The sequence below is a fragment of the Anaerolineae bacterium genome (assembly GCA_013178165.1).
Classification (GTDB): Bacteria; Chloroflexota; Anaerolineae; order Aggregatilineales; family Ch27; genus Ch27.
In genome coordinates this window covers 14,993-30,297 of record JABLXG010000021.1, presented here as the reverse complement: position 1 = coordinate 30,297, position 15,305 = coordinate 14,993, and the positions used below count along the sequence as shown (strand labels likewise).

Annotated in this window: 10 protein-coding genes; 4 read left to right on the top strand and 6 right to left on the bottom strand. The window is 62.5% G+C overall.

Translation table 11 applies throughout. The features are described 5' to 3' along the window. Window positions 1–95 precede the first annotated feature (95 nt). The 3 genes from selB to HPY64_12250 all read left to right on the top strand — a co-directional run bounded on the left by selB (window position 96) and on the right by HPY64_12250 (window position 4,427). Entirely contained in the window at window positions 96–1,976 is a 1,881-nt protein-coding gene (gene selB, locus HPY64_12260; protein ID NPV67911.1) for a selenocysteine-specific translation elongation factor, read from the top strand. 163 nt (window positions 1,977–2,139) lie between these two features. Then, on the top strand, window positions 2,140–3,507 hold the full coding sequence (locus tag HPY64_12255; protein ID NPV67910.1) for an NADP-dependent malic enzyme: 1,368 nt from the start codon (window positions 2,140–2,142) through the stop codon (window positions 3,505–3,507). A gap of 17 nt (window positions 3,508–3,524) precedes the next feature. Beyond that, the gene (locus HPY64_12250; protein ID NPV67909.1) at window positions 3,525–4,427 is read left to right on the top strand and encodes an FAD-dependent oxidoreductase; all 903 of its coding nucleotides are present in this window, start codon (window positions 3,525–3,527) and stop codon (window positions 4,425–4,427) included. 70 nt (window positions 4,428–4,497) lie between these two features. Here HPY64_12250 and murA read toward each other — a convergent pair whose 3' ends face one another. The 6 genes from murA to HPY64_12220 form a co-directional block, all read right to left on the bottom strand. Next, the gene (murA, locus tag HPY64_12245) at window positions 4,498–5,784 is read right to left on the bottom strand and encodes a UDP-N-acetylglucosamine 1-carboxyvinyltransferase (protein ID NPV67908.1); all 1,287 of its coding nucleotides are present in this window, start codon (window positions 5,782–5,784) and stop codon (window positions 4,498–4,500) included. Between the two features lie 30 nt (window positions 5,785–5,814). Next, on the bottom strand, window positions 5,815–6,672 hold the full coding sequence (locus HPY64_12240; protein NPV67907.1) for an SAM-dependent chlorinase/fluorinase: 858 nt from the start codon (window positions 6,670–6,672) through the stop codon (window positions 5,815–5,817). A gap of 43 nt (window positions 6,673–6,715) precedes the next feature. Continuing rightward, the gene (locus HPY64_12235; GenBank protein ID NPV67906.1) at window positions 6,716–7,117 is read right to left on the bottom strand and encodes an HNH endonuclease; all 402 of its coding nucleotides are present in this window, start codon (window positions 7,115–7,117) and stop codon (window positions 6,716–6,718) included. 85 nt (window positions 7,118–7,202) lie between these two features. Beyond that, entirely contained in the window at window positions 7,203–9,779 is a 2,577-nt protein-coding gene (locus HPY64_12230; protein ID NPV67905.1) for an FtsX-like permease family protein, read from the bottom strand. Further along, window positions 9,776–10,513, bottom strand: a complete 738-nt coding sequence (locus HPY64_12225; GenBank protein ID NPV67904.1) for an ABC transporter ATP-binding protein — start codon at window positions 10,511–10,513, stop codon at window positions 9,776–9,778. The genes HPY64_12230 and HPY64_12225 overlap by 4 nt, the downstream gene beginning before the upstream one ends. Before the next feature lie 187 nt (window positions 10,514–10,700). After that, window positions 10,701–14,618, bottom strand: coding sequence for a DNA-directed RNA polymerase subunit beta (locus HPY64_12220; GenBank protein NPV67903.1), 3,918 nt, complete (start codon window positions 14,616–14,618; stop codon window positions 10,701–10,703). 378 nt (window positions 14,619–14,996) lie between these two features. Between HPY64_12220 and secG the strand changes: the two genes are divergently transcribed. Further along, complete coding sequence (gene secG, locus HPY64_12215) at window positions 14,997–15,221, top strand: preprotein translocase subunit SecG (GenBank protein NPV67902.1); 225 nt, start codon at window positions 14,997–14,999, stop codon at window positions 15,219–15,221. Window positions 15,222–15,305: the final 84 nt, after the last annotated feature.

Below are 15,305 nucleotides of genomic sequence, written 5' to 3'. Positions count from 1 at the left end.
GCGGCTCGCCAGGCTGCCAGGCTGATCGGGGCGTTCCAGCGAACGCCCTTCTTTGTCAGGTGGGGATGAGCACCATGTCCTCGCAGGAGTGAGCGATGTATGTTATAGGCACCGCCGGTCATGTCGATCATGGCAAATCGACGCTGGTCAAAGCGTTGACGGGGATTGATCCGGACCGGTTGCGCGAGGAAAAAGAGCGCGAGATGACCATCGATCTGGGCTTCGCCTGGTTGACTTTGCCCGGCGACCTGGCGGTGGGGATCGTCGATGTGCCGGGGCACCGCGATTTCATCGAGAATATGCTGGCTGGCGTGGGGGGCATCGACGCGGCGCTGTTCGTCATTGCGGCTGACGAAGGGGTGATGCCGCAGACACGGGAACACCTGGCGATTCTTGACCTGCTAGGCATACCCGGCGGCGTCATTGCCCTGACCAAGATCGACGCGGTCGAGGACCCGGAATGGCTGGAACTGGTTGAGCTGGACATCCGTGAGATCGTCAGCGGCACTGCTCTGGCAGACGCCCCAATCGTGCCGGTTTCCGCCCGCGACGGTCGTGGTCTGGACACCCTCAAGCAGGTACTGGCAGAGCGCCTGACAGCGCTGCCGCCGCGCCTGGATCGCGGACATCCGCGTCTGCCGATCGACCGCGTTTTCAGTATTAGCGGTTTCGGGACGGTGGTCACCGGCACGCTGACCGGCGGCAGCCTGGCAGTGGGCGACACGGTGGAGATCGCGCCGGTCGGGATCACGGCCCGTATACGCGGTCTGCAGGCTTACCAGACCAAGCGGGAGCGCATCGGGCCGGGCAGCCGGGCAGCGGTTAACCTGAGCGGCGTGGAAAAGCAGCAGCTCATGCGCGGCCAGGTCTTGACGACGCCCGGCTGGCTACGCGGCACCAGGTTGCTGGATGGCCGCCTCAGGCTGCTGGCGGAGGCTAGTCGTCCGCTTCTGCATAACGCCGAAGTCAAGTTCTTTTCCGGCGCAGCGGAAGCTCTGGCGCGGGTACGCCTGCTTGATGCAGAAACCATTGCGCCGGGGGCGGAAGGCTGGATTCAAATCCGGCTGGAGCAGCCTGTGCCGCTGGCCCGCGGAGACCGCTTTATCCTGCGCTTTCCTTCTCCGGGAGAGACTATCGGCGGCGGTGTGGTGGTTGATCCGGCGCCTGGTCGCCGCTGGCGGCGCCGGCGTCCGGAGGTGATTGCCCGATTGGAGGCGCTGGCGCGGGGTACGCCGGCTGAGCTGCTGGCCCAGGTACTTGAACGGGCGGGTGTTCCCCTGCGGGAAAAGACGTTGCAGGAGCGCAGCGGGATGCCAGCCGATATTGCCGGGGCTGCCCTGCAGGAGGCGTTGCAGGGCGGGGTAATTCTGGCGTTGGGAGAAGGCTGGTATGTTGATCCGGTCACGCTCCATAACATCCGCCAGCGTCTGACGCAGGAGTTAGCCGCCTATCACCGGGCCGAGCCGTTGCGCCGTGGTATGCCCCGCGAGCAACTCCGTAGCCGCCTGGGGCTGGAGCGCAGCGCCTTCGACCGCCTTCTGGAGAGCGCTGTGCAAGGGGTGGAGAGCGGCGAAGACCTGGTTTGGATGCAGGGGTTCTCGGTGCAATTGACGCCTGTTCAGCAGCAGGCGGTGGAAGGCTTGCTAGCAGTGTTTGCCCGCGCTCCATACCAGCCGCCCTCGGTCAAGGAGGCCGTGGCGCAGATCGGAGATGATCTGTTCCGGTACCTGGTGGAGCGCGGCGATCTGGTGGTCATCGCCCCGGATGTGGTGCTGACCACGCCGGTGTACCGGGAGATGTTTGCTGCGGTAGCCCGGACGCTTGACACTGGCGGCAGCATCTCCGCTGCTGAGTTGCGCGATCAGTTTGGGACGACGCGCAAGTATGCGATTGCGCTGCTGGAGTTTCTGGATGGGCAGGGGATCACCCGCCGCGAAGGGGATGTGCGCGTGTGGAACAGGCGACCGAAAATGTGATTTTCGTAACAACTTCAGCCGCCATCTGTCATAGGATAGATTGCACAAAGCGTGCTATGTTGAGTATACAAGGTGAGCGCCAAAGCTCACCTTGTTTGCCATGCCACTGTGGTGTACGATGACACACAGCCATCGCACTCGGAGTTAGTCGACAGGGAGCGCTATGACCCACAAAGCCAAGCAAGTGGTCACCAAGGAAGAACTGCTCGAACAGGCCAAGAAGCCTGCGGCAGACGCCATGCGGTTGCACCCGTTCTACCGGGGCAAAATCCAGACGGCGCTGCGGGCCAGTGTTCGCAGCATCGATGACTTTTCGATCTGGTACACGCCGGGTGTGGCAGCCCCGTGCAAGGCAATCGCCAAGGATCGCAGCCTGGTCTATGAATACACCAGCAAGTGGAACACGGTGGCCGTAATTTCCGATGGCACGCGGGTGCTGGGGCTGGGGGACATCGGCCCGGAAGCCGGGTTGCCGGTGATGGAGGGCAAGGCGCTGCTGTTCAAGTATCTTGGCGGCGTCGATTGCGTGCCTATTATGCTGGACACCAAAGACCCGGACAAGATCATTGAGACGGTGCTGATGTTGCAGCCAGCTTTCGGTGGCATCAACCTGGAGGATATCGCTCAACCCAAGTGCTTCCGCATTCTGGATACGCTGCGGGAACGGGCGCGTATCCCCATCTGGCACGATGACCAGCAGGGCACGGCCAGCGTGACTCTGGCCGGGATGATCAACGCCGCCAAGATTGTGGGCAAGAAGCTCTCCGAGATGCGCATCGCTTTCATCGGGGCTGGCGCGGCTAACGTCGCCTGTTCGCGCTTGTTGTTCGCCTACGGCGTCGAGCCAGGCAACTGCCTGATGGTAGATGTGGATGGGATTCTGGGGAAGCACCGCCGCGATATTGCCCTGCGCAAGGCTGAATTTGTCCAGCAGTGGCATCTGTGCCAGATCACGAACGATGAAGAGATTCAGGGGGGCATCCCTGAAGCCATGCGCGGCGCTGATGCGGTGATCGCCTTCTCCGCCCCTGGCCCGGATGTGATCAAGCCGGAGTGGGTGCGCTCGATGGCCAAAGACGCAATCGTTTTTGCGGCGGCCAACCCCATCCCGGAGATCTGGCCGTGGGAGGCACAGGAAGCTGGAGCCGCTATCGTTGCGACTGGCCGGTGCGACTTCCCCAACCAGGTCAACAACTCGCTGGGCTTCCCCGGTATCTTCCGCGGGGCGCTGGATGTGCGGGCGACAACAATCACCGACGAAATGGCCATTGCCGCCGCCGAGGCGCTGGCAGGGATGGTCCCGCCGGAGAAGCTCTCGACGGAGCACATCCTGCCGACCATGGAAGACTGGGAGATCTTCCCGCGCGAAGCAGCAGCGGTGGCGGCCAAGGCGGTCGAACAGGGGGTGGCAACCCTGCCTTGTACCTATGAAGAGGAGTACGAGCGGGCGTCGACCATCATCCGCCAGGCGCGCGACATGACCAAACTATTGATGGACGCCGGTTTTATCCCTGAGCCGCCGGAAGAATAAGTGAGGAGTCAAACGGTATGTATGATGTGATCATCATTGGCGGGGGGCCAGCCGGGCTGGCGGCAACCGCTTACGCTATCCGCAAGCGTATGGATGTCCTGCTCATTTCGCCGGGGTTGGGCGGGCGCACCAATCGCAAGCTCCTCCTGCCCTGGGTGGAAGACTACGATGTCCTGATCGGCGAGTCCATGGTCAACCGCTTCCGATCGCAGATTGAGTACCTGGACTTTCTGCGCGTGCGTACGGCGGTAGACCGCATTGAGCCACGCGGAGAAAACTACGCTGTGATCCTCCGTGATGGCAAGGAATACCTGACCAGGACGGTCCTGCTGGCAACCGGCGCTCGTGGGGAGATGCTCAATGTGCCCGGCGAGGCTGAATTTGAAATGAAGGGTCTGTGCTATAGCACGGCAACCTATGCACCGTTGTTTATCGATCGGGTTGTGCTGGTTGTGGGCGATGGCGTTCAGGCGTTGCGGGCGACGGCGGAATTGCAGCGCATCGCCCGCCATGTCACGCTGGTCGCGCCTACCCATGGCAACCTGGACATTCAGCTGGCCAGGAACCTGGCAGCGGAAGGCAACATCACCATCCTCGATAGCTATGAGGTCCTGGAGGTCAAGGGTAAGGATTTTGTGAATACGGTGGTGGTGCGCAAAGGCGATGAGGTGCGCGAGATTCATGTTGAAGCCGTGTTCGTCGAAAAGGGGCTGCAGGCGAATTCGCAGCTGGTCGCCGGCCTGGTGGAACTGGATGAGGGTGGTTTCGTCAAGATCGATGAGATGAACCGGACCAGCCGGCGCGGAATCTATGCTGCCGGAGATGTCACCACCGCTAAGTCTGACCAGGTGCTGATCTCGATGGGTGAGGGCGCCAAAGCAATCCTGGCGATCTATGACGACCTGTTGGGCGTGGGGTAGCATCTGCCCGGTGCATGAGATGTGACAGCGAATGGGAGCGGGGTTACGCCGCTCCCATTGTTTTTGTGGGTCAGGCGTTCAGGCGCGTGATGTGCGCGCCGAGCGCACTCAGCTTTTCCTCAACGCGCTCATAGCCGCGATCGATCTGGCGGATGTTCTGGATGGTTGTCTGACCGGGAGCGGCCAGCGCCGCCAGCAGCAGAGCCATCCCGGCGCGGATATCCGGGCTGGAGATGCTGGGCACGGCGTGCAGCGGCGTAGGACCGTACACCAGCGCCCGATGGGGGTCGCAGAGCACGATCCGTGCGCCCATGCTAATCAACTTGTCGGTGAAGAAGAAGCGCCCGTCATACATCCATTCGTGGAATAGCACAGAACCGGCAGCCTGCGTGGCGACGGTCAGAGCGATGCTCAGCAGGTCAGAAGGAAAGGCGGGCCAGGGCTGCGCCTTGATCTCCGGGATGCGGTTGCCCAGGTCTTTGCGGATAGTCAATTCCTGGGTGGCGGGGATGAAGATATCCCGCCCGCGCACCTGCCATTCCACGCCCAGTCTGCCGAAGACCAGGGCGATCATGTCCAGATGTTCCGGGTCAGCTTCCCGGATGGTGATCTCGCCACCGGTTATCGCCGCCGCGCCGATGAAGCTGCCCACCTCCAGGTAGTCGGCTCCCACACGGGCTTCGCAGCCATGCAGGCGCTTGACGCCGTGGATGGTCAGTGTGTTGGAGCCGATGTTTTCGATCTGGGCGCCCATGGCATTCAGCATATGACACAGGTTCTGCACATGCGGCTCCGAGGCAGCGTTGCGCAGGATGGTGGTGCCACTGGCACATACTGCCGCCATGATGGCGTTTTCTGTGGCGGTGACGCTGGCTTCGTCCAGCAGGATGTTCGCTCCCCGCAGGCCGTTAGTACGCATGTGGAACGTGCCGCCCTCGTGGTCAATCTGTGCGCCGAGCTTCTCCAGGGCCAGGATGTGTGTATCCAGGCGACGGCGACCGATTACATCTCCGCCGGGGCCGGGCAGGGTAGCCTGGCCCTCGCGGGCAAGCAACGGCCCGGCCAGTACAACACTACTGCGGATCAGGCGCGCCTTCTCCGGGGGGAGATCGGTTGTCCGGATCGTGGGCGCGTGAACGCGCCAGGTATGCGCGTCCAGCCGTTCGATGGTCGCGCCCAGGTGCTCCAGCAATTCGGCAGTGATCCGGACGTCGGCGATATCCGGTACGTTGTGGAGGGTGACCGGCTCATCGGTGAGTAAACAGGCGGGGAGCATTTTCAGCGCAGCGTTTTTGTTACCGCTAGCTGTGATCTCGCCGCGCAGGGGGTATCCGCCTTCGATCACGAATTGTTCCATAGATGTGCTCCTGGGCAAAGGGGCGCAGGATCATGGGCCGGGTAGCACGGTTACTCTGTCACCGACGGCCAGGCCAAGCACCTGGCGGGCATTGCCCTGGTTGACGGCAATCTCTAGCTGACCGGCGCTGTTAATCAGGGGAACAGGACTGCCTGGTTTGACTTCGGTATAGGTACGGGCAATGCGGGTGAAGCGCTGCCCGCCCACTGTTAGGGTCACGCGAGTCGGGTCAAAGGTGATCGGAGCGGCATCCGGCTGCAAGCGCGGTGTCAGGGTCAAACGGCCGTCAGCACCCCAGCGACAGGTACCGATGCTGGTGACGGCGTTGCCAAAGTGGTCAATGTAGATGATCTCCCCGCTAAAAGCGTGTGGCGTGACAGACAGGGCCGGGATGGGCAGGGTAATCAGGTCAGTGACTGGACGGCCCAGGGTAGCCAGCGGCTGCCCGCAGGCCAGCCGGGCGGCGGCTGGTGCGAAGAGGTCGCGTCCGTGGAAGGTGGCGGAGAGGCCTTCCGGTGCAATCAGCACTTCGTTAAGGGCTACTGCCTGCCAGTCACGCAATTCAGCCAGCACCTCGCTGAAGACGCCGTTGTCTGGCCCGACAAAGCGGAAATCCCCGGCCTGGATGGCAAGAGCGCGACGGCGCCCACCTACGCCAGGATCGACTACGACCAGGAAGACCGTCCCCCCTGGGAAGTAGCGGTAAGATGTCCACAGTACGAAGGCTGCCTGGCGTACGTTCTGCGGAGCGATCTCGTGGGTGAGGTCGATCATGGGCACGCCGGGGCATTCGCGCTGCAGGACGCCCTTCATCGTGCCGACATAGGCGTCGCGCGTGCCGAAATCGCTCAGCAGGGCGATGGGCGGGAGGGTAGCGGGGTTGCTCATAACGGGGATTGTAGCGGCGGGGTGGGGGCGTGGCAAGGGGGCTTTAGCCGACCGGCTTAAGCTCAAAGACGATCATCTGGCGAATATAGCCCTGCGCATCTGGCCCTTGCTGGTAGTGATAACCCTGGTACACCATCTGTCCGACGTAGATCACGTACCCTGGTCTACTCTGCTCGAAAAGGTGAAGCTCCTTGCCGGCGGCAAGATGATCGCGGATGGCAGCATTGCCCCGCTTGAACTCCATATCGCCACGCTGGCCTTCGCCGGTGTAGAAATAGGTACCTTGATCGGTCCACCCATCAACGTAGCCGGATTCCTGTCCTCGCGGGCTGCGGAACAGAAAGACCATGTTGTGGCTTGCGGGTGTGCTGATGCCACCCTGTTCCTGACCGCCGTAAAGCTTGTGGATATCACGCCGCCGGTACTCCTTGCCTTTGGTGAACATACTTACCTCTCCAACGGCGCTGCGCTGAGGATCATTATAGGGCTGTCCTCAGGGGGGGGCAAAAGCGCAGGATAAGAGGGAGATCTTACTCCATCCGCAGCCCCTCAGCTACCGGCAGGCGGCTCAGCCGCCAGGCAGGATAGACGCCAGCCAGCAGCGCCGCCGCCAGCGCCACGGCAAACGCCCCGGCGAATTCGCCCGGTACGAAGGCGATCTGCATGCTCCACCCGAAGGACCGGACATTGATCACCTCGATCAGGACGATAGCCAGGGCCAGCCCGATCGGCGCGGCCAGCAGACCCGCCACTCCGCCCATCAGGCCGGTCTGGGTGAGCGTGAGCTGCCAGAGCTGGCGCGGGGTCAGGCCGTTGGCGCGCATCACGGCGTATTCGCGGGCATGCTCCAGTTGCAGGGACATCAGCGCGCTCAGGATGCCGATGAAGGCGACGAGCGTCGCCAGCAGTTGCAGGGCGGTGGTGATGGCGAAGGTGCGCTCGAAGACCTCCAGGGCGCTATCACGCAGGCCCCTATTGCTGCGGACGATCAGATTCTGCCCGGCCAGCGTCTCCGTGCGGAGGGTATCGATCACCGCCTGCGGGTCGACTCCGGGGGCGACATCCAGACCCAGTGACGAGACAAAGGGGTCGTCGAAGTAGCGCCGGTAGACCCCGTCATACATCGTGATCGTCCCCTGGTCGGTAGTGTAGTCGTAGTAGACGCCGATGACGGTGAACGTCTGCGGCCCGCGATCGGTCAACAGGGTGATGGTGTTACGCTCCGGTGTGATGCCACGCCGGTAGGCGAACGGTTCGGTCACGATGACCCCGCCATCGACCAGCAGCGGCCACCAGTCGCCATCCGGGGCCAGATTCCAGGCGAAGCGCCGCTGGCTGATGTCATGAGTGATCGCTGAGAGGTTAGCCGGGGGCAGGTCCGGGTAATCCGGGGCGGTGACGGTGACGTTGCGGACGGTGCTGACCCGCGTCACACCATCAACGGCCGCCAGCCGGTCAACCAGAGCCGGGTCCAGATCGGCGGTAGCACGGGTCCCGCCGAGGGTGTGTGGCGAGACGAAGATATCCGCGCCGAGGGTGACGTTCAGCCAGTCAGTCACGGTCAGGCGGAAGCTGGCAATCATGATCCCGACGCCGACGATCACGCTGACGGCAATCGTCAGGGCGGCTACGGCGATCGCTGTACGGCTCAGGGAGCGGATCACGTCGCGGGGGGCAAGACGCCCGACTACGCCGAACAGCCATGTCATCAGCGGCGTGACCAGGCGCATGATCCCGATCAAGACCAGCGGGGTGAGCAGGGCGCTACCGACTACGATCAGGAACAGGGCAGCGAAACCGGCGACCACGCTCTGGGTGGGTACGTGCAGAATGGCGATCCCCAGCACAACCAGGATGAGCGCGGCAGCCGTCATGTACGGTGTGATACGCTGCGAGCGTCGCTCTACCTCGGAACGGCGCATAGTCCCGGCGGGGGGCGTGCGCGTTGCTTCATAGGATGGGATCAGCGCGGCGATCACGCTGGCCACCAGGCCGATGATCGCGCCGGTAAGTAGCGTGGCTGGGTCGATGGTCACCCGCTGCACCGTCACCGAGAAGTATAGATCGCTGATCGTCCGGGCGATCAGGCCGACAACGGCTCTGCCGAGGATAATCCCCAGCGCCAGTCCCAGAATCGTGCCAATCGTGCCCAGCAGGATGGCCTCGCCCAGAATCAGGGTGAAAATCTGGCGGCGGGTGGTGCCCAGCGAGCGCATGATCCCGATCACCGGTTGCCGCTGGACGACGCTGAAGGTGACTGTGTTGTAGATCAAGAAGGCGCCAACGACCAGCGCCAGCAGGCTGAGCGCCCGCAGATTCAGCTCGAAAGCGGCGGTCATCTGGCTCAAGGCGTTATCTCTGGCGCCGGGCGTGGTCAGGGTGGCGCCCGGTGGCAACAGGGCGGTCAGGGCGGCGACATCGTAATCGGGTGGGAGGATCAGGTCGATACGGGAGAGCACGCCGGGTTTGCCCAGCAACTCCTGGGCAGTGGCGATATCCGCCAGCAGCAGTGTGTCCAGCGCCTGGGCGCTCAGGCTGTCGCCTGGGTGGAGCAGTCCGGCAACTTCCACGCGGACCTGCCCGGCATTGATGCCCAGTGTCAGGCTGTCGCCTGGCTGGATGCCATAGCGGTCGGCGAGTGTTGCACTGAGCAGGACGGCACCGGGGCGGGTCAAAAAGAGGTTGAGGGCGTCAAAGGCCGCCTGGTTCTGGCCTTCAATGGCGGCTGTGGTCAGGTAGTCTCGGAAGGGGGCTTCTGCAAAGGCATCCACACCAAGCAACCGCAGAGGCTGATTGTCCAGTTCCATCGCGCTCACATAAGCGTCCACGACCGGGGCGCTGGCACGCAGACCGTATTCGAGCCGGAGGCGGGTATACAGCGCGGTAGACAGGCCCGCTGGGCCGCCGATGATCTGGTGGGTAGCCTTGCCGCTGATACTCTGGGCGCTCAGGGTGAAGGCTTGTTTGGCTGAACGGTTGGCCAGATCGATGGCTACGCCGACTGCCACACCGACAGCCACGCCGACAACGAACAGCACGCTCTGCAACAGGCGGCGGCTGATGTAGCGCCGGGCCAGGCGGAACATCAACAGGCGTCGGGCGATCATCGCTCACTCACCGCCGCGAAGGCTTCAGCGCTCGGTGCGACCAAATGGAGCTTGCCATGCTGCACACGGCAAACCCGGTCGGCCAGCGGGACAATGGCGGGGTTGTGGGTGGCCATAACCAGTGTTTTGCCCGCGTTGCGCGTCAGTTCCAAGAGCAGGGAAAGCACTTCTTGGCCGGTATCCTCGTCAAGATTGCCGGTGGGTTCGTCTGCCAGGACGAGCATCGGCTCGTGCACCAGGGCGCGGGCGATGGCTACGCGCTGCTGCTGCCCGCCGCTGAGCCTGTCCGGGAAGTCGGTGGCGCGCTCCGCCAGGCCGACGCGCTCCAGCATGGCCAGGGCCAGCTTTTGCCCCTGGCGGTGATTCAGGCCGCGCAACTCGTAGGGCAGGGTAACATTCTCCAGGACGGTCAGGGTGGGGATCAGGTTGAAGAACTGGAAGACGATTCCCATTTGGTCGCGGCGGAAGATGGTACGCTCGTGTTCGCTGAGGGTGGTGATATCTGTGCCGTTGACGGTAATGGCGCCACGATCGGCGCGGTCGACGCCGCTGAGCAGGTTGAGGAGAGTGCTCTTGCCGCTGCCGCTGCTGCCCAGCAGGATCAGGAATTCGCCGGTGAAGATGTCCAGGTCGACATTGTCGAGGACGACCAGCTGGCGGCCTCCTTGTTCGTAGATTTTGGTCAGGCTTCGTACCTGCACCAGGATCGGGCGGCGACCGTCGTTGTTGGCCATGTCAGTCTCTGTCCTGTGAAAAGCGCTCTGAATGCGAGGTATCATATCACAAAACGTGATCAATAGCTAGACAGTGCGGCGTCAGACAGGCAACTCTCATAGACTTTTCAGCTACAAAGCGACTGCGCCGGCCCAGGAGAGCCGGCGCAGCAGCGATAGCGCATATTGTTGTAGCCTGGGCTGGCGGCTACTCCGCTTCATGCAGGTTGAGCAGCCCACCCGGCACGCGGGCCTGCTGGGCCTTTTCTTCTTCCTTGCCAAAGCGGATGGTTTCGCCGGTTTCGGTGATCGCTTCAACGGCCAGGCCAAGGCTCTGCAGCTCTTTGACCAGAACACGGAAGCTGGCCGGGATGCCCGGTTCTTCAATTGGCTCGCCTTTGACAATGGCTTCGTAGGTCTTGACACGACCCTGAATATCGTCCGATTTGACGGTCAGCATTTCCTGCAGGGTGTGGGCAGCGCCGTAAGCTTCCAGCGCCCACACTTCCATCTCGCCAAAGCGCTGGCCACCGAACTGGGCCTTGCCGCCCAGCGGTTGCTGGGTGACCAGGCTATAGGGGCCGGTAGAGCGGGCGTGCACCTTGTCCTCGACCAGGTGGGCCAGCTTGAGCATGTGGATGTAGCCCACCGTGACCGGGCGGTCAAAGCGTTCGCCGGTCTTGCCGTCGTAGAGCCACATCTTGCCGTAGATCGGCACAGGCTCGCCCGTCCGGAACATCACGCGGTCGGCCAGCGCCTTGAGGTCATCGCCCCACAGGTCGGGCTGGTAGCTGACGCCCTGTTGTTCCAGCCAGATGCGCAGGGCGATATCACGGGCGTAGCGATCGCGCTCTTCGCGCTCGCGCAGGCTCAGGCCCTCCATCTGGAAGGTAAGGGCTTTCTCCGGGTCGTAGCCACGTTCGCGCAGCCATTCGGCCAGGACGGCGCGGCGGGCGTAGACCTCATTGAGGGCCAGCATTTCGGGATCGTAGCGTCCATTCTGGCCCAGCCAGTATTCGATGAACAGGCGGCGGGCCTGGTCGTCGTCTTCCAGGTATTCGGTATCGTGTTCCTGTTCCTTCAGCCAGTTCCAGGCCCGGCGGGTGATGTCTTTCCATGCCTCGTCGATCAGCCAGGCGCGGCCAAGTTCGGCTTCGATCTCGCTTTCCTCGGCGCCGTCGAACACCGGCGTGATAGCGCGGAAGCCCAGCCGATCCGCCGCCCAGCCCAGGTGAGTTTCCAACACCTGGCCGATGTTCATCCGGCCCGGCACACCCAGCGGGTTCAGGATGATCTCGATTGGCTCGCCGTTGGCCAGGAAAGGCATATCCTCGATGGCGACGACCCGCGAGATCACACCCTTGTTGCCGTGGCGACCAGCCATCTTGTCGCCTTGGGTGAGCTTGCGGCGCTGGGCCACGCTGACGCGCACCATCTGGTCAACGCCAGCGGGCAGGTCGCGGTGCTCTTCCCGGTCGAAGATGCGCACGTCGACGACCTTGCCTTTTTCGCCGTGGGGCAGCCGCAGGGATGAATCCTTGACCTCCCGCGCTTTTTCGCCGAAGATGGCGCGCAGGAGCTTCTCTTCCGGGCTGAGTTCCTTCTCACCCTTGGGGGTGATCTTGCCAACCAGGATGTCATTCGGCCCGACTTCCGCGCCGATACGGACGATGCCGCGCTCATCCAGGTTCTTGAGCGCATCTTCGCCCACGTTGGGGATGTCGTGGGTGATCTCCTCCGGGCCGAGCTTGGTGTCGCGGGCTTCGATCTCGTGCTTTTCGATGTGGACGCTGGTGAATTTGTCCTCGCGGATCAAAGCCTCGCTGACCAGCAGGGCGTCCTCATAGTTGCCGCCTTCCCAGCTCAGGAAAGCGCATAGCACATCGTGACCCAACGCCAGGTTGCCGTTGACGGTCGAGGAGCTATCCGCGATGATCGTGCCGGCCTCCACCCACTGGCCCTTGCGCACAATCGGGCGCTGGTCGATGCAGGTGGACTGGTTGGAGCGATTGTACTTGCGCAGGCGGTAAACACGCTCGCCGCTATCTGTCTTGATGACGATGCGATCGCCCTGAACGCTCATGACCTCGCCGGAGACATCAGCGACCAGCACTTGACCGCTGTCGTAGGCCGCCTGATCTTCCATACCGGTGCTGACGATCGGCACATCGGGCTGGAGCAGGGGGACGGCCTGCCGCTGCATGTTGGAGCCCATCAGGGCGCGGTTGGCGTCGTCGTGCTCCAGGAAGGGGATCAGCGAAGCGCTGATGCCGACGATCTGGCACGGGGCGACATCCATGAAGTCGATCCGGTCAATCGAGGCTCGCACAAACTTCTGATTGTGCCGGGCAGAGACGCGTGTCTCGACGAACTGCCCGTGTTCATCCAGCAACGCGTTGGCCTGAGCGATGAAGTAGTTGTCTTCCTCATCGGCGGAGAGGTAATGCACTTCATTGCTCACATAGGGCGGGATCGGGATATCAGTGACGCCAGCTTTGCGGAGCTTGTTGAGCAGTGCTTCGTCGATCAGCGTGCCTTCTTCCGCCAGCACTTCGTCAGTGGTCGGATGCAGGACATCTTCACCCAGCAGCCGACCGGGCAGTTCCGGGTGGTCAATGGGCAGGCTTCGCAGGACCTTGCGGTAGGGTGTCTCGATGAAGCCGTACTCGTTGACGCGAGCATAGCTGGAAAGGCGTCCGATCAGGCCGATGTTAGGACCTTCCGGTGTTTCGATGGGGCAGATGCGCCCGTAGTGGCTGTGATGCACGTCGCGCACGTCAAAGCCGGCGCGCTCCCGGCGCAGACCGCCGGGGCCGAGGGCGGAGAGGGTACGCTTGTGGGTCAACTCGGCCAGTGGGTTGGTCTGATCCATGAACTGGCTGAGCTGGCTGGAGCCAAAGAATTCGCGTACCGCCGCCACGATGGGGCGGATGTTGACCAGCGTCACCGGGGTGATGCTCTCGCTTTCACGGATGGACATGCGCTCGCGGACGACGCGCTCAGTACGGCGCATCCCCACGCGCAACTTGTTCTGGATCAACTCGCCGACGGTCTTGACGCGACGGTTGCCCAGATGGTCGATGTCGTCCGGGCTGGCGGCGCCGTTGTTGATCTGGATCATCCGGCGCACCAGTTCGACTAGATCATAAGCGGTGACCGTGCGGGTGGTGCGTTCGATCTTGTCGTCCAGCCGCAGGCGCTGGTTCAGCTTGTAGCGTCCCACGCGCTCCAGATCGTAACGCCGCTGGTCAAAGAGCTGGCTGACCAGATACTCGCGGGCGTTATCCAGGGTGGGGGGATCGCCGGGGCGCATCCGCTTGTAGAACTCCAGCAGCGCCGCCTCGGCAATGGTCTGACCTTCCCGCAGGTCCCACTGCGGTTCCATCTTCATGGTGCCCAGCAGGTACTGGTGATCCGGGTCGTTGTCCGTCTCGGCATAGATGGCCAGAAGCTCTTCGTCAGTGCCGGTCTTGATCGGGGAGATGTGGCTGTAGCCATCATCAACAGCGGCCAGGGCACGCAGCAGGATGGTGACGGGGACTGTGCGCTTGCGGTTGAACTTAATGGTGATGTAATCGCTCTTGCGCGTTTCGAATTCCATCCACGCGCCGCGATCGGGGATCAGCTTGGCGGTAGAGAGGAAGCGCCCGGTCGTGCGATCCTCTTCTGCGGCAAAGTACACACCGGGGCTGCGGATGAGCTGGCTGACCACCACGCGCTCGGTGCCATTGATGATGAAGGTGCCCTTTTCCGTCATCAGGGGGAAGTCCCCCATGAAGATGTCGGAAACGGTGACCTCGTCACCGGCCTCGCGGTTGACCAGAGCTACCCGGATGTAAAGCGGTGCGGCATAGGTGATGTCGCGCTCAAGGCAGACTTCTTCACTGTACTTCGGCTCTTCGAACCAGTACTTCAGGCCAAATTGCTCTGCTTCCGGCGATTTGCCGGGGAAGTAGAGCCGCAGGTTACCGTTAAAGCTCTCAATCGGGCTGATTTCGTCAAACAGTTCGCCCAGCCCTTCTTTGAGGAACCAGTCGAACGAGGCCAACTGGACCTCGATCAGGGAAGGCAAATGGTGAACGTCGTGCGTCCGCGCGTAATTCTTAGTATCCAGCCGCCGCCTCATGAGCACTCCTCTATGCAGTTGACTCCCCAAAGGTGTGAGCACGCGATCCGAGTGGCCGACGATGTGTGATGTCCGCTGCGTCGTTTCCAAGAGGTAGAGCAGAAAAACTGCAATCTAGCATTTTACAGAGAAAGGGTATGGAAGTCAAGAACGATTTTCAATTCCACAGCATGTGCGCTGCGGGGCGCCAGGGGCTGCGCGGGGAGAAAAGGCAGGTTGCAGCGTAGAAACGGCGCTGCTATAATCCCGCCGCCTGGACTACCCTGGCCGCAAAAAGGGCTAGAAACGGCAGCCTGACTGGACTACAATAAGCCGGTGCGGGGCTGATGGCTGGCTTGGCAATCCCCGGGCAGCCCACACACGAGGAGACCATACACCATGAAGACGGCGCTGCAGATTGTGCAGATCATCATTTCTGTCGCCCTGATTGTCCTGATCATCCTGCAGGCAAAGGGCAGCGGGCTGGGCAGCCTGTTCGGCGGCGAAGGCGGGGCGATTACCAAGACTCGCCGCGGGCTGGAAAAGACGCTGTTTCAACTGACTATTGGCCTGGCGGTCGCCTTTTTGACTATTGCCATCGTCACCGTTGCGTTCTTCGGCTAAGCTTCCCGTGGGTCTGGGCGCACGAGGCGGGGTGTTTTGCGCGTGCAGAACACCCCTTCCGTTGTTCCGCATCCCATCCGCTCA